This is a genomic window from Novipirellula aureliae (assembly GCF_007860185.1).
GTDB lineage: Bacteria > Planctomycetota > Planctomycetia > Pirellulales > Pirellulaceae > Novipirellula_A > Novipirellula_A aureliae.
In genome coordinates, this window is the sequence record NZ_SJPY01000001.1 from 208,979 (window position 1) to 231,401 (window position 22,423).

The window sequence follows — 22,423 nt, forward strand, 5'->3', positions numbered from 1 at the left end:
CCTAGCCTTTAGGCGAACGCGGGCTTCGACAAGCTCCTGCAAATCGGCTAAAACCTACGACTCCAGCAGAACCGTAATTGAAGAATTCTCCCAGCATGCAATCGCCATGCCGAGGGTGTTTTGCACCGCAAATCGGAGCCATTGGCTTGTATCCACGCTCCCCAACTGTCAACCGTGCATGACGCTACCGGAAAGCCAGCTTGACGACCAAGCTGCAACAATAGCGATCCACATACGCCAGACGCGATTTCGCCAACGAGATGATTTGCAGGACGACGAGCCTGCATTTCGATTCACGGTGTCGATCAATCGGGTGTTGATCAATCGACCGGGTTGATCGGTGGTGGGAACATAGGCGATACTGTTGGTATGACGATTGCGACGTACTCTTCAAATCGATCAAATTATTCTTGAGGTAAAAATCCTGTGAAACGGCCCACAAGCATCCCCCCAGCGACTCTCGATGAACCCGCTACGATGGTGGCAAGCGTGGATTGCCAGTGATCTGGTTCGAAGAAAACTTGATGCACTATTGGTTGCTGATCATCTTTCTGGCTGCCATTGCCGCGCCCTGGATATTTCGGCTGGCGGGTTCCCGCAGTGGCTGGATAATGGCAGTCGTGCCGGCAACGGTCTTCTTGACGCTTCTAAACCAGATACCTGCTGTCGCCGACGGCCGTTCTCTAACGACCTCGTGGATCTGGATCTCTCAGCTTGATCTGGCATTCTCGCTCCGGCTCGATGGTCTCGGACTTCTGTTTGGACTTCTGGTCACGGGCATTGGTACGGTGGTGCTGACTTACGCCGGGGCTTACCTCGCAGACGACAGGCGGCTTGGTCTGTTACTACTGGAATTGCTGTTGTTCATGGGCAGCATGTTGGGGTTGGTCATCGCTGACAACCTGCTGACGTTGTTTGTCTTTTGGGAATTGACCAGCATCACGTCCTATCTATTGATCGGGTTTAACAGTGAAAGTCCGGTGTCTCGGGCCTCGGCACTGAAGGCACTTCTGGTAACTGGCGGCGGCGGTTTGGCACTTCTACCAGGCCTGATTCTTCTCGGAATCGCTGGCGGGACGTTCGAAATTTCCTCGCTGGCGATCCACGCTGATACAATCAAGCAGCATTCGTTCTATCTGCCTGCGTTACTGCTGATTCTGGTGGGCGCGTTTACCAAGTCGGCCCAGTTCCCGTTTCATTTTTGGTTACCTGGGGCGATGGCTGCACCCACGCCGATTAGCGCCTATTTGCATTCCGCGACCATGGTCAAAGCGGGCGTCTATTTATTGCTCCGGCTGCACGGCGTCCTTGGCGGAACGCCGGCGTGGTTTTGGTGGATTGTGTCCGTTGGGGCAATCACGACAATGGTTGGTGCAGCGATGTCGCTACGGTCCGTCGACTTGAAACAGATTTTGGCTTACGCGACCGTCAGCGTGCTGGGAACGTTGACGATGTTGGTAGGGATAGGAAGTGAAGCGGCAATCCAAGCCGCACTTGCACTACTGGTTGCACACGCCCTCTACAAAGGGGGGCTGTTCTTGGTTGCCGGTGCGATCGATCACGCGGTCCACGATCGGGATATCCGAAAGCTTGGGGGCCTACGCGGACCAATGCCAAAAACTTTTGCCGCCGCCACATTGACTGGCCTTTCCATGATCGGATTGGTTCCGATGTTTGGGTTTGTTGCCAAAGAGCTTTACTATGAATCATTACTTGCTTCTGGCGGTTGGGTTAGCAGTTTGTTGACCGTGGCGATTTCATCAAACGTCATGCTGTTTGTGGCCGCAGGCTTGGTTTGTATCAAACCGTTTTTTGGTGCACCGACATCCGTAACCGAGAAAGCTCAGGATGGTAGCGTGGCGATATGGGGAGGCCCGCTCATTCTGGGACTAGTGAGTTTGTTGATCGGAGCGTTCCCAGGGTCGATGGACAAACTGATTTCAGCCGCCAGTCTTTCGGCGATGAAACCTTCCGTATTTGGAGATGTGGTTTCAGTGAATCTTGCGTTGTGGCATGGCATGAACACGACTCTATTGTTGTCATTGTTGACGTTGGCGCTGGGAGCCGCCTTCCTTGCGCATTGGATTGGCCGCTTGGACCGGGATGTACGTGACTGGAAGCCGCTGCCACTGTCTGCTGCGGACGGATATGAATGGCTGCTCAAATCGGTCAACCAATTCGCGCGCTGGCAAACCTCGGTTCTACAAAATGGATATTTGGGTGTTTACCTGCTGACGATGATCGCAGCGACGGTTGCAAGTGTTTGGATGTCGCTGTACAGCGAACCGTTATCGAAACTCTGGGGATTTGGGTGGGATGTCGAATTCCATGAAGCGATGGTGATCGCATTGATCTTGGCTGCCGCATTGTCTGCCGTAACAGCCAGAACTTGGCTACTGGCGGTCGGTTCGTTAGGTGTGGTCGGTTATGGCGTCGCGATTCTATTCGTCTTGTTCGGCGCACCCGATGTGGCGATGACCCAGTTCGTGACGGAGACACTAACGGTGATCTTGTTTGTGATAGCGTTTTCAAAATTGCCTGACTTCCGAAGTTTTTCAAAACCGCTGACGCGTTATCGCGATGCGGTCGTCGCCTTGATTACAGGCGGAACGATCACGGTGTTACTGTTGTTCGCGATGTCGGTTCGATCGGATCACCCGATATCGGCCTACTATGCTGAGAACAGTGTGACCGAGGCACATGGTCGAAATTTGGTCAACGTGATTTTGGTTGACTTTCGGGCCCTCGACACGCTGGGTGAAATCACCGTGTTGGCCATTGCCGCCATCGGCGTGTATGCGTTGCTAACGCTACGAAAAGATCGATGTGACGGCGTTCGACATGAAGGAACGGAATGATGGACACCTTGATTTTAAAAACAGCCACGCGAATACTCCTACCACTGCTATTGTTATTTTCCATTTTCCTGTTTCTTCGTGGCCATAACGAACCTGGAGGCGGTTTCGTCGGCGGACTGGTCGCAAGTGGAGCGGTTGCCGTATACGCGATGGGAAGTGGAGTTTTGCCAGCGAGAAAGCTATTGAGGGTACCGCCACGATGGCTGATTGGTGGTGGGCTGTTGCTGGGATTGCTGAGCAGCTTATTGCCACTGTTGTTTGGACATAGTTTTTTAGCGGGCCTGTGGCTCGAAACGACTTTACCTGGATGGGGCGAAATCCATTTGGGGACACCTCTGCTGTTCGATCTCGGCGTGTTCTGTGTCGTGAACGGCGTAGCAACTGAGTTTGTCTTTGCATTTTTAGAAGAAGCTTAACGTGCCCCCAGGCCTCCAGCCTGGGCCACAAATAACCCTGGAGAACCTTTTTTGGATATTGTTTTAGCAATCACGGTTGGTGGTCTTTATGCCGCTGGGATTTACATGATGCTCCGGCGCAGTGTTGTGAAACTTCTCGTCGGGCTGGGGTTACTTAGCCATGCCGCCAACCTGCTGTTGTTCACAGCGGGTGGTGTTGTGCGTGGACGACCACCCTTGGTGCCTGAAGGCGAAACGGTGCCGTTCGGATTGGTTGCCGATCCACTGCCGCAAGCACTGATTTTGACAGCGATTGTGATTAGTTTTGCAGTCCTGGCGTTTGCTTTGGTGCTGATCTACCGTGCTGTGCAAACGGTTGAAACGGACGATTTGCATCAACTGAAGGCAACCGATCAATGAACCTGTTGTTGATCTTTCCAATTGTGATCCCGCTGGCGACGATGGCGATACTGCTATTGGCTTGGAAATCGTTGCGTATTCAAAGAGTATTGGGCGTTGCCGGTTCGCTGTTGTCGCTCGTTGCGGCTACCACACTGCTGATTGCCGTTCGCGAGCATGGTATCTTGGTGCTCAATGTGGGAGATTGGCCTGCACCGTTTGGGATCACGCTGGTCGCCGATCTACTGAGCAGCATAATGGTCATGCTCGCCAGCGTGATGGGGGTGGCGGTGTCCATCTATGCGTTCCGAATGATCGACGATGCACGAGCGGATTTCGGTTTCTATCCCGTGTTCCATCTGCTGTTGATGGGCGTGTGCGGTGCATTTCTAACGGGGGATCTGTTCAATTTGTATGTCTGGTTCGAAGTCATGCTAATCTCCTCGTTCGTATTGATGGCACTCGGGGGCGAACGGGCGCAACTCGAAGGGGCGATCAAGTACGTCACGCTCAACCTGATTTCCTCGGCAGTCTTCTTGGCAGCGATTGGCGTTTTGTATGCTGCGATGGGGACATTGAACATGGCCGATGTCGCGTTGAAGCTACGGAGCTTTCACGATGCCGATATTGCCAGTGCCTTGTCAATGTTGTTTCTCATTGCGTTTGGTACAAAAGCAGCAGTGTTTCCCCTATTCTTTTGGCTGCCTGCTTCCTACCATACGCCGCCTGCGGCCGTGTCGGCGATCTTTGCGGGACTGTTAACCAAAGTGGGCGTCTACGCGTTGATTCGTGCCTTCACGCTATTGTTTGTAGAAGATACTGAATTCACACACACGTTGCTGTTGGTCGTTGCCGCTTTGACAATGGTCACAGGCGTTCTCGGTGCGATGGCTCAGAATGAAATTCGGCGGATTTTGTCGTTTCATATCGTCAGCCAGATTGGTTACATGCTAATGGGACTGGCGATCAATACGACGCTTGCACTAGCAGGTTCCATCTTCTACATCATTCATCACATCGTCGTAAAAACGAATTTGTTTTTGATCGGTGGCATCATTGAACACCGACTTGGCAGCGGTCGGTTGGATCGAGTTGGCGGATTGTTTCGAACCGCGCCGTTGCTTTCGGTATTGTTTTTCATCTCCGCGATGTCGCTGGCTGGTATCCCGCCGCTTTCGGGCTTCTTTGCAAAACTAACACTGATTCGTTCCGGTTTGGATGCGGAGTCGTATGCGATCGTGATCACTGCACTAGGGGTCAGTCTATTGACGCTGTTCTCCATGACAAAAATTTGGTCCGAATCTTTTTGGAAAAGGTCGCCCGTTTCCGATCCCCTTGAGCAGTGGTCCAAGAATGCATTGACACGGCAAGAACGTATCAGCCTGTATTCACCCACGGTGATGCTAGCTGCGATTACGATTGGGATCGGCGTCATGGCAGCGCCAGTCATGAACCTCTCGATCGAAGCCGCCGAACAACTTTTGAACCCTGATTTTTATATCAATTCGGTGTTGGGAGAGGACGCACGATGAGTCGTTTTTTGTTGAACATTTTCTTTGCCTTCGTCTGGGCTTTGGCGAGTGGCGAATTGTCGTTGCCCAATTTAATACTGGGATTTGCACTTAGCTATTTCGTGTTATGGTTGACTCAGTCGATCATGCCACCGACACGCTACTTCGGTCGCCTTTCGTCCGCGATTCGGTTCGTGGGTTACTTTTTGTGGCAATTGGTGCTATCGAATTTACGGGTCGCTTACGACGTGGTGACTCCACACCTTTACATGCGTCCAGGAATCGTCACGATCCCACTGGACGCCAAAACCGACGAAGAGATTACGTTATTGGCAAATTTCATCACCTTGACGCCTGGGACGCTTAGCTTGGACGTTTCCGAAGACAAACGCTACCTGTACGTCCATGCGATGTTTGTGGATGATGTGGATGAGTTTCGCGACAGCATCAAAAACGGATTCGAGCGTCGCTTGTTGGAGCTAATGCGATGACGATGGTTTCTTACACATGCTCGATAGCGATGATCGCCTTGGTGCTCGGCGTCGGCCTAGCATTCCTACGGCTCATCAAAGGGCCGACGCTACATGATCGAGTGGTAGCGTTGGATTTAATTGCGACGCTGCTGGTTGGGCTGACGACCATCAGTTCGATTCAGACGGGCAATGAAGTGTTTCTTTACGTCGCGATGGTCGTCGCGTTGTTTAGCTTTATTGGGACGATGGGATTTTGTTGGTATCTGCAACAGGAGCAACAACCATGATAGAGGGAATCGTCGTTGTCTTGCTCGTGATCGGAACCTCGTTTGCCCTTTTGGCATCGATTGCAATTTTGCGAATGCCTGACTTGTACACTCGAATGCATGGGTCGACAAAGTGTGCGACATTAGGCGTCGGGTGTACGATTTTGGCTGCAGCGATCGAGTTCGAAAATATGGGTACAACCACGGCTGCGATTCTGATTGTTGGCTTTCTATTCTTGACCGCTCCCGTTGCGGCACACATGATCGGCCGAGCCGCGTATCGCGACAAGGTCGCGATGTGGCCAGGGACCATTGTCGAAGAAGTGCCGCCAAGCGAAGATCGCCACGCCATTCGGATCAAGTCTGGCAAAAACCAGACATGAGCTGCTTAGCGGAAAAACAGGCGAAGGCAACCGACACTTGATTGAATTTGCTCTCAAACTCGACAACAATCCCGATCGGCATGCTGTCACCTCGCACAGCCGAGCAATTGCGACGCGATTCCGTTTAAGGATTGGCTATGAGTGCCTCAGGACGAACGAGATGAAAGTAATGCCCGTGATCGGCAGTCACGATTAGCGCGGTCTCTTCCCAACCGCCGTGCTGCTCGATCCACGACACCATACCTTCAAAGGCATCGTCGCCGCTAAGGACCGCACCAATCGAGTTATCGATGTTATTAGCGTGGTTTGCTTTATCAACATCGCCTGCCTCAACCATCAGCCACCAACGGTCCGAGCGTGAATCGAGTACGTTGATCGCTGCAAGTGACATCTCTCGCAATGTCACGTTTTCAGACACGTCTGCCTCGCTGTAGACTTCCGCCTTAGCGGGCTTCGGATTGCCGACGCTGATCACGGGATCGTAATTGCCATCCGCCGTTCGGTAAGGAAGATGCCCACCCTGCACACCAAAGCAACCGAATAGTCGATGGTTACCCGCTCTGGCCTGCTCGACGGCTGCATCGAGAAGCTTGCTACCGTCGACACCCGCGGTCCGCTCAGCAACGACATACTTCCCACCGTTGGCAACATTGATCGCGGCAAGATCATCCGCAGCGATGTACTTATTTCCCGCGACGAAGTTTTCGCCTTGAGCCGCATCTTTCTTGCTTTGAACCCCCCAACCAGCACCCATCAGGACATCCACACCTGGCAAACCGTCAGGATGGAAAATGGACGGACGTCCGACGAGGTCACGAGCTAGGTCTTGGTAATCATTTCGAGTCACATTATTCGCATACGCGCAAGATGGCGTTGCGTGACTGAAGGGAACATCGGTGACAACACCAACCGCAAAACCTTGCTCCTGAAGGGTTCTAGCGATTGGCACTGCTTCGGCTCCATTCGGATCGACGTTGAGCGCACCGTTGTAGGTTTTAATGCCTGACATCAACGACGTGCCTGAAGCCGAGGAGTCCGTAAAAGCATGCTTTGTTATCTTACTCTTACCGGTGGGATAATCAGGATCAGTGACCGGTCCCCAAGGCGTATCACCACAAAGTTCGCTATCGTAGCCGCCACGTGTTTTGCCACCCGGCGTCGTGACCTTCTGCTTGTCGACGTTGAACGCAGTACCACTGTTATGAGGACTGGTAACAAAGTAACCAAAGTCAGTCGTTGTACCGCGATAATCGAGAAAAGACAGACCCTGGCCGCGACCTTCGTGATAAGTGACCGCTTGCGACTTTGCAACGGCAGCGGCCTGAGTCGTCTGCCAATCCATACCGTCAAAGATAAACAGGATCACCCGTTTCTTACCCGCTTCGACTGCCGATTTCTGTAACGCATACACATCGGTCTCGTCAAAGTAATCTGCATTTGGATTCGTTGTCTTCTCTGGAAGATAGCCATACAGTTTCTCAATCGAGTCGGCGTTGCGATACACACTGTTCTCACCGCTAACCGTCTTGACGTCGATGCCGTAGGTATAAATCGGGATCAGACGATTGCTATGGGTCTTCCAGCTTGAGTAAGTCTCCGCATTGGGCCCCCAATGCCCCCAATCGGCCTGACGTGAACTGGCTGCATCCGCTTGCAATTGCGCGATCACATCGGGAGCCTCGCCAGATGCGACGACGTTGGCAATCGCTAAGCCAACAAACGTGGTTAAGAAAAAGAAATTCCGGCCAATCGATTTAGTTTGCATTTGATTGATCATGTGGGTGGTAGATGGAAGGTGGGACGACTTCTTAACATTGTAACTAAATTTTAAGCGACGTGTTTTTGATCCAGCGCTTTTATCTTGATTCTCGGCATGCCGGTTGGGAACCGCTTTTCTAGCATTCGACTGAGCCAATGCCGCAAGCGGAGCCAATGCCGCAAGCGGAGCCAATGCCGCAAGCGGAGCCAATGCCGCAAGCGGAGCCAATGCCGCAAGCGGAGCCAACGACGCAAGCGGAGCCAATGCCGCAAGCGGAGCCAATGCCGCAAGCGGAGCCAATGCCGCAAGCCGAAAACAAAAGACGTCCTGGCGTGGAGCCTATCTTAGATCAGCCCCAACGATTCCATTGCCTTTGCAACACTGACGAAACCTGCGATGTTGGCTCCGCGAGCGTAGTTCCCCGGAACGCCAAACTCGTCCGCCGTCTCAAGGCAGCGGTCATGAATGTCCTTCATGATTTGAGCGAGCTTGTGTTCGGTGAACTCGAAGGTCCATGCATCCCGCGATGCATTCTGCTGCATCTCAAGTGCGCTCGTCGCCACCCCCCCTGCATTGGCGGCCTTGCCAGGTGCGTAGGAAATTTTCGACTCGCCAAACACTTCGATCCCTTCCGGCGTCGTCGGCATGTTCGCACCTTCGGCAACGACGATACAACCATTATTCACAAGCGTTGCCGCATCTTTTCCTGTCAACTCGTTTTGAGTCGCACAGGGCAAAGCCACATCGCATTTGATTTGCCAAATGTTGCCATTCTCTCGGTAACGAGCGTGTTTTTGCAACTCGCAATACCGATGGATCCGACTCCTGTCGACTTCCTTCACCTGCTTCAGCGTGTCGAGATCGATCCCTCGATCGTCGTAGATCACTCCATCGGAATCGCTGCAGGCAACCACTCGCCCACCCAATTGGGTCACTTTTTCGATGGCGTAGATCGCCACATTCCCGGCCCCCGAAACCACGCACGTTTTGCCTTCAAGCGTATCGCGGCGTGCCGCCAACATCTCTCGCACGAAGTAGACAAGTCCGTAACCGGTTGCTTCGGTGCGCACCAACGCTCCGCCGTAGCTAAGCCCCTTCCCGGTCAGCACACCTGATTCATAGCGATTACGAATCCGCTTGTATTGACCGAACAGGTAACCGATTTCTCGCTTGCCGACACCGATGTCCCCCGCAGGTACGTCGGTATATTCGCCGATGTGGCGATTGAGTTCCATCATGAAGCTTTGACAAAACCGCATGACCTCATTGTCACTGTGACCCTTGGGATCAAAGTCGCTACCGCCTTTCGCCCCTCCGATCGGCATCCCCGTTAGCGCATTCTTGAAGATTTGTTCGAAACCCAAAAACTTGATGATGGAAAGGTTCACCGATGGGTGGAATCGCAGCCCTCCCTTGTAGGGTCCGAGCACACTATTGAATTGGACGCGAAAGCCACGGTTGATTTGGACTTCACCTCGATCATCTTGCCACGGCACGCGGAAAATGATTTGTCGTTCTGGTTCACAAATGCGTTCGATGATCTTCTGTTCGGTAAACTCAGGGTACTTTGAAAGCACGGGCCCCATGCAATGCAGCACCTCTTTTACCGCCTGGATGAACTCCGTTTCACCGATGTTGCGTTGCTGAATATTATGAAGTGCTGGTTCTAGCTTCTCATCCATTGTGTTTCTGGCTGTCTCGTCATGCGGTGCAAATTCTATCAATAGCTGCGAAGCGGGAAAGCAATCGGCATACCATTTGTCGTGGAGACTTCCTGCTTACTTTGAGGGGTCGATTTTCGGCGACCATCCGCCCACGTTCAACCTAAAAGATTGGCTTCAGCCTCGACTTCAACGAGACACGTCCTAAGAAGACGTCAAGCCAGCGTGACGCGAGTGTCAACCCAGCTTGTCGGTTTTCATTACAGGCTCGAGACGCTGCCGCTGGTCCCTTGCAACCAAGATCCGTTTCCTTGTGGAACGAGGTTTGCAATTGCTGTTGGCTTTCAATCGTTATTGACAGCGCGTAACACCCCGTAGAAACCGCAAGAGCACGATCGTGTCAAACGAAATAAAAACCTGTTTTGTGACCGTCCAAACGAATCATGGTCTGGTATTTACCGTTGAAGTACCGCAAACGCCAACGTGTGAATCCAACAACCGACAACCCATTGCCATGAACAACAGCAATGAATCGAACGCCAGTCTTGTCGCGGATTTGAGTAACATCCTGTTGGATTCCAGCCGCTAGAGTATTTTGCAGAATGCCGTAGGCTGCGTGTTTCGTGGCTGTGGCTTCTAGCCACAGCGTTCTTCTCAACTGGGACTGGAAGCCCCAGCCACGTCAAAAATCAAAATGCACTAGGCGTTTGCCACCGCCAATGCCCGACCCGCATGGGTCCGACTCGATACAATGGCCGACTCGATGCGATTGACTCGACTTACTGTTTAACGCCAAGCCATAGGCGACCGCTTATGGAAAAGCTGACGCCTTCGGCTAAGCGTTAAACGATTAAATCGACAGCCTGCAAGCCTCACCCTCATGTTCTCATGTTTAATCTGGACAAAGCACGAGGCCTCAAGCCAGAGGACCGCTACGCCCCTGACTCGAAGACCAGGCTACGTTGAACTCGCACGCTATCAAGCCACCCGCTCGATGCTTTCGACCACTTGCGCAATGACGGCTTCGTCTGACTTCGGATTGAAAAACGCAGCTTTCCAAGCCGGGATCGCAATTCCATGCGGTTTGTAGCCGGTCGACTGAGTGTAACTAAGCTTTGCATCGACCGCTGGTTGAAGCGTTGCCTCGCGTTTCTCATACATCCGATGCACCTCAAACAATGTTCTTTCGACCTCATTGGGCGAAAGTTCCCCCCTCTCCAATCGCTCGTAAATCGCGTTGGCATCACGGCCCCGCGGCAAAACCCAAAATAGAACCGACGGACCGATCGTGTCCATGTTGAGAACCTTGCAGTACTCCAGTTCCGAAATTGCCTTTTTTAATTTGATCGCCATTTGCATCGCATTGGCAACCAACGTCTGATAGCCCTGAAGTCCAATCCCGTTAAGCGATGCCATGACGGCGTAGGGACCTAGCCCAGGGCGTGAGCATTCGAGCGTAAAGAGGGCGGGATCATGCCTGCAATCCGCCTCACAGAAGTATGGCATTTGGTCGACACTTCGTAGCAACCGCCCCAAGTCCTCGCGGCGATTCACAATAAAGGCGCTCGACGGATAATGCCCCCAACCCATTTTGTGAAAATCGATCGTGACAGAGTCAGCAAACGCAAAACCTTCGGTGGCCCTCTTCAAACGACCGATCGCTTGCAAAGTATCGTGTTCGACCTGTAGCCGATTGGTTTCGATATCGTATTCCGCCAAAAACGAACTGACCCATCCGACAGCTGCATCAACATGAAGATGTGGCTCGGCAACCCCTCGCTCAGCTGCTTTTCGCCTAATCAGTTCGCGGATGCCGCGGATGTCATCGATACCGTATGCGTCGGTACTTCCGAACGTTGCGATCACGAATGCAATTTTGCGACCATTGTCGTATAGCCAGTCAATTTTCTCCGCTAACAAGTCCAATCGCATCGAAAATTGATTATCGGTTGCGACAGTGTGCAGATTCTCGGTCCCCATCCCAAGCCATCCAGCAAGGGTAGCGTTGGAATAGTGGCCGGTTTCCGACACGATTCCCGAAATCGGTTCTCCTGCCAGTCCTTTCTGCATCGTTGCGGGTGCTACCTTTTCGATTCCCAATTTGCCTCCATACAAATTCGAGATGGTGCCACCCATTGTGAACACGCCCCAAGGCGAGTCGGTGTGGTAGAAAATCAAATTGGCCAAAGCCGTGATCGCTTTGACTTCCAATTCATTGCTGCGCAAACAATAGGTGTCGACGCACAGGTTTGGATTTTTGAGCAGACACGCTAGCGCCCCGATCAGCGAGGCGTTATTGGCAGGGCCCTTTACGTTTTCGAGATGTAGGCGAGATTGCCAGCCATCGGTGCCCCAAAAATACGGAAAGATTGCATCGCGAGCATCTTTCAAATTACCCGGCAACGTGTGAATTTCGGGGTTGGCTTGAGCCGTTTCATAGTTTCGGCTCATCAGGCTACCGGGCGGCAAATGCGATTCGGCTTCCATTGCCGATAAAAATTCGTCAAAGATCTGCAGAATCGACTCGCGATCGAACGTAAAAAACGTATCGGTCAGTTTCTTCAGTGCGGCTTGGTCCATCGAGCAGGAAGCTTTTGTGAGAAGTGGTAAAGTAAAAAGTGGAGGGTGAAAAGCGTGGGAGGGGCAAAAGTGAGTTTGATGATATTTCGCCGCACCAAGACGCCTCCCCCGGCGATAACATCACACCATTCGCATCTCTTTCCATTTGCCTCGCACAAACCGTGCAGCCATGAACGTTGCCAACATCCACACCCACAGTGTAATCATCCACCACCACCAATTCAAACGATTATCGACCGGCTCGAAGCCCACGCCAATCGTAAACGCGACAACCGATGTCACCAAACCCGTCCCTAGCACGAACCATGTATCCCCCGCTCCACGAAGTGCTCCGGCAATGATTAACTGCGTCGCATCCACGACGACATAGATCGCGACAAACTTCAATAAGCCACGAGCAATCGTGATCGCCTCGGCCGACTCGGCACTGGGGGTATCAAGCTTGTAAAGATCCATCATCAAATCGGGTAAAAAGAGATACCCGACACACCAAACCACCGAATAGATCCACCCGATCCCGAGTGCTGCATAGACACTCTTGATCGCTCGCTTTGGCCCGGTTTCCACAAGGTGTCGCCCGACCAATACCGACGCAGCAATCGAGACACCGACCAATGGAATGAAAGCGACCATATTGAAATTGATCGCCATCGTCGTCGCCCTCAGGGGAATGTCGCCGAGGCGACCGATGCGAAGCACGATTGCGGTAAAGCCAGCCGATTCGGTGAGAAACATCAATCCGCTGGGGAACCCATAAAACAATAGCTTCTTAACGAGCAACTGACTGAAACCAAAACTACTTTTGACTTGATAGCGGCCACCTGAATCATACTTCAAAATCAACACCGCAAAGCAAATTGCCTTGAACCAAAACGCCACGGAACTGGCGATCCCCGCACCTGCAATCCCCAGATCGGGAATCGGACCAAGGCCGAAGATGAGAACGACGTCCAACAAAATGTTGATCAGCCCCGATATCAAGCTAACCCACATAATGATTCGGGTCCGTTCGGTGCCGCTAAAAAATCCACTCAGTGCATTTTCTAACACCGCCCCCACGGCACCGACCAGCAACCAACGCAAATAGGTCGCTTCCGCTGCGATTAAACTCTCCGGTTGCTCGCAGAGCCGAAACAGTGTCGGTGCCAGATAGGCGATCAGCCCAAATAGAGGTACAGAGAGCAAAGCCAACCAAACCGATTGCCACAAAAACCGTCCAATTCTGTGGTCCTCTCCCGCTCCTACATACTGGCTAATGATCGCACCCGTCATCGACGCAATGCCAACGGGCAAACAGATTGCCACCCAAAAGAAGTTACCACCTGCCATCGCCGCGCCCATCGAGGCACCGTCATACCAGAGCAGCAGTGTCCGATCGGCGAATAAGACCAACGAAAACGTACCCGCACTGACCATCAACGGAATCGCAACCGTCAATAGTTCGCCGACAATCCGACCTAACGAGTCACCGGAATGATCGCGTGGGTGGTCGGGTCGTTGAGTTGGCTCAGAAGAATCGGATGTCATCGCAGAAGCGTAGCGAATTGTTCGCATTTGCTCAAAGGGATGGACACGCCATTTCCCTTTCCTCAGGCACAAACTCTGGTGACTTCTCGTGTGCTCCGGTTGAAAACCGAAGATCATGGTGCCTGTGCAGAAACTTGAAACCGCTAATCGACGCTGATGAACGCTAATCAAGAATGGGCGTCCCGGTTCGAATGATCTCATTAGCGTCGATTAACGTGCATTGGCGGTTTGCCGGTGCGGCCAGCGTTTGAGAGCGGTAGGAAGATCGGAGTCGACAATTCCAAAGCGAAACTCGATGTGTATCGCCCCGATACCAAAGCATTCATCCACCGGACCAACACCGAGGAGGATACCCAAGAGTTCAGCAAGTCGCTCAAACGCAAACGACAACGAACGCGTCGTCGTAATCAGTTGCTCGGGTTGATCAACCAAGAGAACAACCGCCTGAAGCAAACCTGGGGCGAGGACGCCAAAGAGAGCATCCGTGTCGTGCTGGAATGCTTGAAAAAGCAGCTAAAACAGATTGATTCCCAACTGGCGAAGATGCTCAAGGTCGATCAAGAAAACAATCGCATCATCGAGATCCTCGGTTCGATCAAGTGTGTCGGTCCCGTCCTTATTTCGACGCGGATCACATCGCTACCGGAACTCGGCAAGCCCAACCGCAAGCAGATCGCCAAGCGAGTCCGTGTCGCCCCGATCCATCGAGATTCAGGCAGCAAATCAGGCAAACGTTTCATCGGCCGAGGTCGCGGCAAGGTTCGTCGCGTGCTTTACATCGCGGCGGTGGTAGGCATCCGCCCGGGCGCGGTTCGGAAAGCGTACGACACGCACCTCAACAGCAAAGGCAAAGAGTCGAAAGTTGCCATGCCTTGAAAAATCTCGGGGGGTTCAGGGCTGGCACCCAATCACGCTGGGCTCTTCACAAACGAATTCGGAATTTTTTTCCGAATCCGTATTGACCAAACGTAAGCCCGTCGCTGTCCCTATGCATTCCTGCCCCCTATGCATTCCTGCAATTCGCTTACTTCATTCTGTGAGGTGGCTATCGTGCGTCTCTGCAATCGGACCTGTCGATGCTGTTTCCAAATTTGACATAACGAGGTCATCAAAACGGATAGAAGATTGGAATCAATAGCATGGAAATCGCGAACACGATCAAACTTAACGGCAAGCCGAAGCGAATGTAGTCCGAAAACCGATACCCACCGATGCTGTAGACCATCGTGTTGGTTTGATAACCGAACGGAGTCAAGAAGCTGGCCGATGCGGCAATCATGACGGCGATGATGAACGGCATGGGGTCGACATCCAAACGACCGGCGGTTTGCCAAGCGATCGAAAACATCAGTAGCGCGGCAGCGTTGTTGGTAATCAATTCGGTACAAATCATGGTCGCCAAAAAGATGGCAGCTAATGACGCGAGCGGTTTACCGCCAGCGAGACTTAGGATTTCGCCCGCAATTCCAGCGGCCGCACCGCTTTGGTCGAGTGCTTTGCCGATCCCGATCGCGGCGCCGATGACGATCAACACGGACCAGTCGACACTACGTCTTGCCTCGCTCGTCGTGCAGCAGCGAAATCCGATCATTGCCAACGCTGCGATCAGTGCCGACGTCGATATTGAAATTCGCGTCAACGTTGCCGCAATGACCATGGCCAATAGAACGGCCAGTGAAATCCAAGCCAACTCGGGACGTCGCACCGCCCCCCGTTCCACGGTACTGACCAAAAAGAAGTCGCGTGATTGGCGGCGGCGATGCAAAAATGATGGCGACGCCTCAAGCAAAAGCACGTCCCCCACTTCCAAACTCACGTCACCAATCTTTCCCGACAACCGTCGACCACCACGAGCAACGGCGACGACCGCGGCATTGTAGTGAGAACGAAAACTACCTTCCCGAATCGTTTTGCCCAACAAGGCGCATCGCGAACTGACGACGGCTTCGACAAGCGTTCGCTGCCAGGTGGGGACTTGTAACTTTCGAGCTTGGTCATCGGGGATCGTCAATCCACGAATCTTCCGCATATCGACGACGCTATCAAGTTCACCGACCAAGATCAATGCATCATCGGCGCGAAGGATTTCGTTCGGTTTCGCAGCGGCAATCACCCCTTCGCTACGCTGAATCTCAGCCACATACAAGCCCGGCAGGTGCCTCAACCCCGCATCTTCGATCGTGCGGCCCACCAGCGGACCGTGGGGGTCAACTTGCATTTCCACCGTGTATTGACGAGGGTCTTCCGAAGCGCTGACCGCTGGCCTGCGTTCGGGGATTAACCATCCCGAGCAACCGATGATGTAGACAATTCCCGCGATCGTTGCCGGAATACCAATCGCAGCGGGAGCAAAGAAGCTCATCGGCACGCCACTGATTTGCTCGTACTGATTCTTGACCACCAAGTTGGTGCTCGTCCCCATCACCGTACACATGCCACCAAGGATCGCAGCATACGATAGAGGCAATAACAACCGGCTGCTGCTAACGCTAATTCGTTTGCTTAAATCACCCACAACGGGCAACAATGCAGCGACAACGGGTGTGTTATTCAAAAAACCGCTAACGGCTGCGACAGGAACCAACAATCGCACCTGGGCATCCAACAAACGTTTCGCTCGATTCAGTAACCAACTTGTCGCTAATTCTGTCCCCCCCGTGAACTCTAATCCAGCGACAACGGCAAACAATAGAGCGACCGTGATCAAGCCGCGATCACCAAAACCCGAAAACGCCTGTTCAGGATTGGGTAGTTTCAGCGAACCACTCATATTCTGAGCGAACATCAAGACGCCCAGGCAGCTCAATGCCAATACATCGGTAGCTGCCAACCGCATGGCCAAGCTTCCCAGAAGCCCTACCGCCACAGCGATCGTCAACCACGCTTCCCAGTTCAGCACAAAAGCGTCCCAAGCAACTCCCATCGGCTATCCCTTCACCGGAAAGAATTTTGCCAAGGTTGTCGGATTGGGTTTCGGCGTGATCAGCGATACGACGACCGTGGAAACGATCGTTGCCAAAAAGATCGTGGCGACTGGCATGGTTTGAATCGTTCGCTCGCCAATCGTTAGATCGACCGACCAATTGTCGATCGCTCCGAATTCAGAGGCGTAAAAGAGGGCAAACCAAACGGACGCAGCTGTAATCAGCCCTGCGTACGCTCCCCATTTCGACAACCCGCGCCAATAGACCGCCAAGAAGGCCAACGGAAACAGACTACTGAAGCCGCTAAAGCACCAAATCCCAAGTTGAAAAACTCTGGTTTGAGCAATATCGGTCAAACTTAAAAAGTAGGTCACCGTGACAACCGCGACAATGAAACATCGAGAGATCAAAACGATCTGGCGATCCGAAAACCGGTTTTTGCCACCGTAATGGACCACGATATCACTGGTGAACATCGTCCCAATGCACAAAAACTGGCTATCAAGACTCGACATGATTGCCGCTAAAATCCCTGCTAACAAAAATCCGCCGAGCACATCACCCGATAGCGACTTGACCATAAATCCAAGCACCTTGTTCGGGTCACCGGCGACGGGCGGTGGAATGTTGATTAGTCCTGTCGTTGCCCAAACACCAATCAAGACACAGGGCACCCAAACGATCAAGATGAAGACGGGATGAACCACGATCGACAACTTAAATGCTTTCGCGCTTTTTGCGGTTAACCAATGCTGGAACAGATGGGGAAACATACCAACCGAAAAAGGGATCAGCATGTAGGTAAAAAACATCCAGGGGTCAAGTCGCTCGCGAGTGCGAAATTGAGGTGGTGCCTCCACCGATTCAATTTGATTTTCGAGCCCCACTTCGGCTCGCACACGTCGCGCCTTGGGAATCTCTTGGCTGACAATGTGTAAGGAGTCCCAAAGGCCTGTCGGCGGATCGGTACGAACGATCCTTTCCCCGTCAACGATTTGGTGGGCACGACCATCCGCGACCGCTTTTTCCGCCAAACTGGTGGCGATCAAGTAAAACGCGACGATCCCCAAAATCATGAAGACCAAGGTTTGAAAGGTGTTAGCCCAAGCCGTTCCACGCATCCCGCCGAAAAAGACGTAGACCAAGACGACGACGCAAATGACGAGTCCGGTCAGCCAAGGAGGAATCCCGCCCGTTTCGCTGTAGCCACTTTCGATCAACCAAAGAAAATCACCTCGCGTTGCTCCCTCAATCGCCTTGCCGGCCGAAATCACGCCGACCAATAGGTACGGCACGACCAAGGCAACAAGAACGGGCACGAGAAGCAGGCCAAACTTGTCACTGTCAAGCCGATCACGAAAGAATCCAGCTTGGGTCGTGTAGCCATACTTCTTCCCCCACGACCAAAGCTTGACACCTAAGACGAAAAAACAGAGCGAGTGAATGATCCCCGAAGAGGATGCCAACATCCCATAGACACCGACCCCTTCAGCAAACGATTCCCCCGTCGATCCCACGAGCGCAAAGCCTGTCATCGTCGTTCCAAACAATGACATCAGAAGCAAAAAAGGACCGATCGAATGACTGGCTAGTAAGTAGTCTTCGGATGTCCCTCGGAATAATCGTGACGAGAAAACGCCAAGACAAAGTAATAACCCAAGGTAAACGCTGATGATCACGACCTTGATCATCCCAGGGCTAAGTAGTGCTGAGTCCGTTGCATCAGCGGCTAATTGCGCAATCAAGCGTCACCTCCGGCCCGATTGGGCTGCTGGGAAGTTTCATCGCCTTCCAAATTGGTTGGCCACGCCTTGGTCGCCGCCAATAACCAAACCACGCTCGCAGCAATCGAGATGCAGGCATGGTAAGCAAGCGTAAAAGGGATAAATCCCAGTACCAAACGATCATTATCCCAGTTCCAAACGTCTTGATGCAAGACGACCAGTACGAGAACGAGGCCGACAACCAAATACTTCATAAAGAAATCCAGCAGGATTGGGGGTAAGATGATGCCAACGGTGCGTGGCGCAGCGATCAAAGATCATTGCGTCTAAATGTTCTACCATACGAACCCCGTCAGGTGTAGCAACCCAAAAAACGCCAGCAGGGGGGGCAGGGTGGTAGGCTGGGTCAAGAAGCGGTCGCGACGCCGACCCAGCAAGAAACTGCGATGATGTTTGCAGGTTGGTAAGCGATGAATGCCGGGTCTCCCGCTGGTCGACCCAGCCGGGGGTGCTCAAACGACACGGTCACAAGAACACGAACTTGCCTCGTTTTTTGTTCCCTACGCCAACGGCGTCGAGCAGGATACCCGGAACAAAAATGCGTAAATTAACTTTTACGTAAACAGCAAGTTTTGAGCACGGCAGCCCCAGCTTACGAGTACGAATCGAAGCGTTTGGCTCAGCTTAGAAGGGGTCGCCGCCGAATGGGTCAGCACCGCCTCCGCCGAATGGATCGGCCGCACCACCTCCACCAAATGGATCCGCAGCACCGCCTCCGCCAAACGGATCCGCGCCGCCGTCAGCCGCACCGGAATCGGTAGGAGCATTGTCGGCAATGGGATTTGTCGCAGCAGGATCGCCCTTTGCAGCATCAGCAAAAGCATCATCTGATTCTAACTTTGGCTCGCCCGACACGACGTCAAGATCGTCATTCAAAAACGGATTGTCATCCTCTGCTGGCATTTGCGGCGGTTGGATTGCATTGTCAGGGCGAGTCGTCGAACCGGGTGCTCTGCCAGCCGATTCGATCTCACCGTATCGTTGTTGCGACCTTGCATGGGCAACAGCCAAAGCTTGTAGACGAGCTTTTTGGCGAATTTCCTCTAGTTTCATTCGCTCGGGACCTTGAAAACGGGACAAAGCTCGACCGATTGCTAAAGCGTTACCCGTTGCCGCTTCGATCTGTGCACCCTGCACCCAATCGGCCTCGGCTGAAGACGAATTCCCGTTGGCAACCGCGACGATTCCCCGAAAGTAAAAGGCTCGCGGATCTTTTAGCCCGTTGTTGATCGCCATCGAAAGGAATTCGTCGGCGTCTTGATAGCGACCGGCGTAGTAGGCATGAACACCCTGCCCGTACATTTCCGCCAACACCTCTGATTGAGGACTGGCCGATTGCATCACGACTGATTGTGCAGGAGAGGAAGCAGCACCGCCAGCAAGCCAAACGGAACAGGTGGCGATGGACGCCATCACCAAAAACAACTTTTTCATCGTGTCTGAAACCCTATGCGGAGAATGTATTGTGAGTGGTGAAGTAGAAAACTCGTCGTTAATTCTATCTATTTATCCCTTCAAACTGTAACTATACGCTCCCCAATGAGCAAACATTTTCTGGCAAAACCGAGCAAGGATCTTGAGGATTGGGCCAAAAACACCGATCCTAAGCCCTGTGCAGCAAGAGTGAGACTCCAATTCACGCGCCGAATGGATCCTCGATCGGCGACGCTCAGACCATCACAGCGATGGAGACTGCTTCAATACACAACATTTCAATCAAGGGGCGCGGAAATTTCTGGCAATTTTCGCTACGATTGGTTTCTTCAAGCAGTTTTATGGACAACCCGGAAATATGAACGCCGCTTCCCCAAACACAACGGAATGAGATCACATGCTGGGAAATACCCTAATGATGGCGGGCGGGTCGGGACTCGCGTTGATTCTGTTTCTCATTGGCATCAAGGTCGGAATGCTAATCGCCGCCTCACGTGGCTATCGTGGAAAAAACGGCAAATCAGGATCGGCCCTTAGCCAAAAAGAACGGCAACGTGTGCTGCAAATGTTGCAGGAACTAGGGGAATGGACTAGCGAATATTCCGGTAACGTGTCGGACTACCAAACCCGTTTGGGAAAACTGAACGAAGAAGCGACTACCAACTTGGCCTCCGATCAGTCCGCTCCCAAAGTGATCGCTCTTTTGCAACAGATTATGGAGAGCAACGAAATGCTCCAATCGCGGCTCGATGCAGCCGAAGACCAACTCGACAAACAAACCAAGCAAATCGAAAGTTATCTCACCGAAGCTCGCACCGATGGACTGACCGGTCTCTACAATCGCCGCGCTTTCGACAATCGAATTGAGGACTTGTTCGCGGCCTTTCGCGGTGGCGGGCGATCGTTCGTGTTGGCACTCATCGATATCGATCACTTTAAATCATTCAACGATACGCATGGACACCAGGTCGGTGATCACGTCCTCCAAGAAGTCGCCAAGACGTTGCGCTATGAATTGCGAGAATCGATCATGGTCGCACGTTTCGGGGGCGAAGAGTTTGCCGTACTGATGGATGGCCCGCTTCGCATCGCTGCCGAAAAAATGAACGAAGTCCGAAAAAAGATGGCAGCCCTCGAATTACGCTCCGGCAGCAAAACACTGTCGGTGACCATCAGTATCGGAGTATCCGAACCACGTGACGAACTCGTTATCGGACCGCTCATCCGCCGCTCCGATGAGGCACTCTACGCAGCTAAAAACATCGGGCGAAACCGAGTCTATTTTCACGATGGAAAAAGCACGATGTTAGTCGGTGCACCCGAGGTGGCGCGGAGACAGTAGCTCCGTCTCTCCGAGACGGAGATCGACAATTTCAAATTTACGAGTCTCGGAGAGACTCGCCTACTGAAGAAAGTGTAATCATTTTTCGCATGCGGGCTCCTGTTGATGGAGGGTACAATATCATCTCCATATCTTCCACTTGGTTAACATCTACCATGCGTCTCTTCCCTTACGCGATCCTATTAAATCTGATTTTGCTGCAGCACACGGTGCTGTCACAGCAAACCGACTCGGAGGCGAGCTTCTTGGACATGCCGATCAACATCTTGAACCAAACCGCAGGGGGAACCCAGCACTGGACCGACCATGCATGGAAACAAGGATTTCGAACTCAGCAAAACTCGCTCACGAAGCATTGGCGAGTGCTCGACCCGTCCGACCGACGAGTCACTTGGGGGTCTCGCCAAACATGTGACGCGTACATGGCCGAGCAAATCGCCGACCCACCATCGGATACCGTTTTGCCCAAGCATGTAACCGTGCTGCTTCATGGTTTGATGCGAACCCATCATTCGATGAAGCCGATCGAAAAGGACTTGGCCGACCGTGAGGACATGCAGGTCATTCGTTTTTCGTACGCCAGTTCCCGTGCCTCGATCGCCGAGCATGCTGCTGCGTTACGTGAACTACTTGAGGGGCTACCGAATGACGTTCACTTCAATTTTGTCGGACATAGCATGGGAAACATCGTTGTCCGCTATATGATTGGTGATCTGAATCGTGACGGAGACCCAAAGCAGATCTTACCACGTTGTGAAGCGATGGTCATGCTTGGTCCTCCCAATCAAGGAGCGATGATCGCCCGCCGTTTGGCAACCAACGGTGTCTACGGTTGGGTCACTGGACAGGGCGGTTTGGAACTTGGACGTGATTGGGAAGTTTTTCAAGAGAAGCTTGCCACTCCCGCGTTTCCGTTTGCCATCGTCGCCGGTGATATCTCCGATGCTTCCCTGCAGAACCCGCTGGTCGACGGAGCAGGCGATTTCGTCGTCAGTATCGAGGAAGCCAAACTCGATGGAGCCGAAGTGTTCCATACCGTCCCCGTGCTGCATAGCTTTCTGATGAGGGACGAAGCGGCTCGGAAGTTGACGATCGACTTCCTGGATTCGCATCAAAAAGCGGACTGA

At 52.7% G+C, this 22,423-nt stretch carries 18 protein-coding genes and 1 pseudogene; 11 read left to right on the top strand and 8 right to left on the bottom strand.

Annotation, left to right across the window (positions count from 1 at the left end; all coding sequences use genetic code 11):
• The first annotated feature begins 500 nt into the window (after positions 1 to 500).
• The 7 genes from Q31b_RS00885 to mnhG are packed head-to-tail and all read left to right on the top strand — an operon-like array spanning position 501 to position 6,285.
• On the top strand, positions 501 to 2,858 hold the full coding sequence (locus Q31b_RS00885) for a putative monovalent cation/H+ antiporter subunit A (protein WP_146597815.1): 2,358 nt from the start codon (positions 501 to 503) through the stop codon (positions 2,856 to 2,858).
• On the top strand, positions 2,855 to 3,274 hold the full coding sequence (locus Q31b_RS00890; RefSeq protein WP_197170712.1) for a Na+/H+ antiporter subunit B: 420 nt from the start codon (positions 2,855 to 2,857) through the stop codon (positions 3,272 to 3,274). The genes Q31b_RS00885 and Q31b_RS00890 overlap by 4 nt, the downstream gene beginning before the upstream one ends.
• A 51-nt stretch (positions 3,275 to 3,325) precedes the next feature.
• The gene (locus Q31b_RS00895) at positions 3,326 to 3,673 is read left to right on the top strand and encodes a Na+/H+ antiporter subunit C (RefSeq protein ID WP_146597816.1); all 348 of its coding nucleotides are present in this window, start codon (positions 3,326 to 3,328) and stop codon (positions 3,671 to 3,673) included.
• Positions 3,670 to 5,184, top strand: coding sequence for a Na+/H+ antiporter subunit D (locus Q31b_RS00900; protein WP_197170713.1), 1,515 nt, complete (start codon positions 3,670 to 3,672; stop codon positions 5,182 to 5,184). The genes Q31b_RS00895 and Q31b_RS00900 overlap by 4 nt, the downstream gene beginning before the upstream one ends.
• Entirely contained in the window at positions 5,181 to 5,654 is a 474-nt protein-coding gene (locus tag Q31b_RS00905) for a Na+/H+ antiporter subunit E (RefSeq protein WP_146597817.1), read from the top strand. Before Q31b_RS00900 ends, Q31b_RS00905 begins: the two co-directional genes overlap by 4 nt.
• Positions 5,651 to 5,923, top strand: a complete 273-nt coding sequence (locus Q31b_RS00910) for a monovalent cation/H+ antiporter complex subunit F (RefSeq protein WP_197170714.1) — start codon at positions 5,651 to 5,653, stop codon at positions 5,921 to 5,923. Before Q31b_RS00905 ends, Q31b_RS00910 begins: the two co-directional genes overlap by 4 nt.
• Positions 5,920 to 6,285, top strand: a complete 366-nt coding sequence (mnhG, locus tag Q31b_RS00915; RefSeq protein ID WP_146597818.1) for a monovalent cation/H(+) antiporter subunit G — start codon at positions 5,920 to 5,922, stop codon at positions 6,283 to 6,285. Before Q31b_RS00910 ends, mnhG begins: the two co-directional genes overlap by 4 nt.
• Before the next feature lie 124 nt (positions 6,286 to 6,409).
• Here the strand turns inward: mnhG and Q31b_RS00920 are convergent, their stop codons facing one another.
• Both Q31b_RS00920 and gdhA read right to left on the bottom strand, forming a co-directional pair.
• A complete protein-coding gene (locus tag Q31b_RS00920; RefSeq protein WP_231617203.1) occupies positions 6,410 to 8,344 on the bottom strand; it encodes an alkaline phosphatase in 1,935 nt (644 codons plus the stop codon).
• Between the two features lie 44 nt (positions 8,345 to 8,388).
• Complete coding sequence (gene gdhA, locus Q31b_RS00925) at positions 8,389 to 9,726, bottom strand: NADP-specific glutamate dehydrogenase (RefSeq protein WP_146597819.1); 1,338 nt, start codon at positions 9,724 to 9,726, stop codon at positions 8,389 to 8,391.
• Between the two features lie 376 nt (positions 9,727 to 10,102).
• Here gdhA and Q31b_RS00930 point away from each other — a divergent pair, with 376 nt between their 5' ends.
• A complete protein-coding gene (locus tag Q31b_RS00930; RefSeq protein WP_146597820.1) occupies positions 10,103 to 10,294 on the top strand; it encodes a hypothetical protein in 192 nt (63 codons plus the stop codon).
• 389 nt (positions 10,295 to 10,683) lie between these two features.
• Here Q31b_RS00930 and Q31b_RS00935 read toward each other — a convergent pair whose 3' ends face one another.
• Positions 10,684 to 12,285, bottom strand: coding sequence for a pyridoxal phosphate-dependent decarboxylase family protein (locus tag Q31b_RS00935; protein WP_146597821.1), 1,602 nt, complete (start codon positions 12,283 to 12,285; stop codon positions 10,684 to 10,686).
• Positions 12,286 to 12,405: 120 nt separating this feature from the next.
• Positions 12,406 to 14,013, bottom strand: a complete 1,608-nt coding sequence (locus Q31b_RS00940; protein WP_231617204.1) for an MATE family efflux transporter — start codon at positions 14,011 to 14,013, stop codon at positions 12,406 to 12,408.
• Positions 14,014 to 14,208: 195 nt separating this feature from the next.
• On the opposite strand from Q31b_RS00940, the pseudogene Q31b_RS00945 reads away from it, so the two are divergent.
• Positions 14,209 to 14,682: pseudogene (locus Q31b_RS00945) on the top strand (transposase); the annotation flags it as partial.
• A 238-nt stretch (positions 14,683 to 14,920) separates the two neighbouring features.
• Here the strand turns inward: Q31b_RS00945 and Q31b_RS00950 are convergent.
• From Q31b_RS00950 to Q31b_RS27755, 4 genes are all read right to left on the bottom strand, one after another.
• A complete protein-coding gene (locus Q31b_RS00950) occupies positions 14,921 to 16,735 on the bottom strand; it encodes an SLC13 family permease (protein WP_146597823.1) in 1,815 nt (604 codons plus the stop codon).
• 3 nt (positions 16,736 to 16,738) lie between these two features.
• Positions 16,739 to 18,481 carry a sodium:solute symporter family protein gene (locus Q31b_RS00955; protein WP_390622295.1) on the bottom strand — a complete coding sequence of 581 codons (1,743 nt, stop codon included), beginning with the start codon at positions 18,479 to 18,481 and terminating at the stop codon, positions 16,739 to 16,741.
• Positions 18,478 to 18,714 (bottom strand): DUF3311 domain-containing protein, encoded by a 237-nt coding sequence (locus Q31b_RS00960; RefSeq protein WP_146597824.1) that lies wholly within the window; start codon positions 18,712 to 18,714, stop codon positions 18,478 to 18,480. The genes Q31b_RS00955 and Q31b_RS00960 overlap by 4 nt, the downstream gene beginning before the upstream one ends.
• Positions 18,715 to 19,144: 430 nt before the next feature.
• The gene (locus tag Q31b_RS27755; RefSeq protein ID WP_197170716.1) at positions 19,145 to 19,954 is read right to left on the bottom strand and encodes a hypothetical protein; all 810 of its coding nucleotides are present in this window, start codon (positions 19,952 to 19,954) and stop codon (positions 19,145 to 19,147) included.
• Positions 19,955 to 20,351: 397 nt separating this feature from the next.
• Here Q31b_RS27755 and Q31b_RS00970 point away from each other — a divergent pair, with 397 nt between their 5' ends.
• Together Q31b_RS00970 and Q31b_RS00975 are read left to right on the top strand one after the other, a co-directional pair.
• Complete coding sequence (locus tag Q31b_RS00970; RefSeq protein WP_146597825.1) at positions 20,352 to 21,296, top strand: GGDEF domain-containing protein; 945 nt, start codon at positions 20,352 to 20,354, stop codon at positions 21,294 to 21,296.
• A gap of 155 nt (positions 21,297 to 21,451) precedes the next feature.
• Positions 21,452 to 22,423, top strand: coding sequence for an esterase/lipase family protein (locus Q31b_RS00975; protein WP_146597826.1), 972 nt, complete (start codon positions 21,452 to 21,454; stop codon positions 22,421 to 22,423).

What these genes read in the sequence shown, in the direction of transcription:
- Q31b_RS00890 (WP_197170712.1), top strand. Translation starts at nt 2,855, where the DNA reads ATGATGGACACCTTGATTTTAAAAACAGCCACGCGAATACTCCTACCA.
- Q31b_RS00975 (WP_146597826.1), top strand. Translation starts at nt 21,452, where the DNA reads ATGCGTCTCTTCCCTTACGCGATCCTATTAAATCTGATTTTGCTGCAG.
- Q31b_RS00935 (WP_146597821.1), bottom strand. Translation starts at nt 12,285, where the DNA reads ATGGACCAAGCCGCACTGAAGAAACTGACCGATACGTTTTTTACGTTC.
- Q31b_RS00970 (WP_146597825.1), top strand. Translation starts at nt 20,352, where the DNA reads ATGCTGGGAAATACCCTAATGATGGCGGGCGGGTCGGGACTCGCGTTG.
- Q31b_RS27755 (WP_197170716.1), bottom strand. Translation starts at nt 19,954, where the DNA reads ATGAAAAAGTTGTTTTTGGTGATGGCGTCCATCGCCACCTGTTCCGTT.
- Q31b_RS00910 (WP_197170714.1), top strand. Translation starts at nt 5,651, where the DNA reads ATGACGATGGTTTCTTACACATGCTCGATAGCGATGATCGCCTTGGTG.
- gdhA (WP_146597819.1), bottom strand. Translation starts at nt 9,726, where the DNA reads ATGGATGAGAAGCTAGAACCAGCACTTCATAATATTCAGCAACGCAAC.
- Q31b_RS00940 (WP_231617204.1), bottom strand. Translation starts at nt 14,013, where the DNA reads ATGAGATCATTCGAACCGGGACGCCCATTCTTGATTAGCGTTCATCAG.
- Q31b_RS00960 (WP_146597824.1), bottom strand. Translation starts at nt 18,714, where the DNA reads ATGAAGTATTTGGTTGTCGGCCTCGTTCTCGTACTGGTCGTCTTGCAT.
- Q31b_RS00905 (WP_146597817.1), top strand. Translation starts at nt 5,181, where the DNA reads ATGAGTCGTTTTTTGTTGAACATTTTCTTTGCCTTCGTCTGGGCTTTG.
- Q31b_RS00950 (WP_146597823.1), bottom strand. Translation starts at nt 16,735, where the DNA reads ATGGGAGTTGCTTGGGACGCTTTTGTGCTGAACTGGGAAGCGTGGTTG.
- mnhG (WP_146597818.1), top strand. Translation starts at nt 5,920, where the DNA reads ATGATAGAGGGAATCGTCGTTGTCTTGCTCGTGATCGGAACCTCGTTT.
- Q31b_RS00900 (WP_197170713.1), top strand. Translation starts at nt 3,670, where the DNA reads ATGAACCTGTTGTTGATCTTTCCAATTGTGATCCCGCTGGCGACGATG.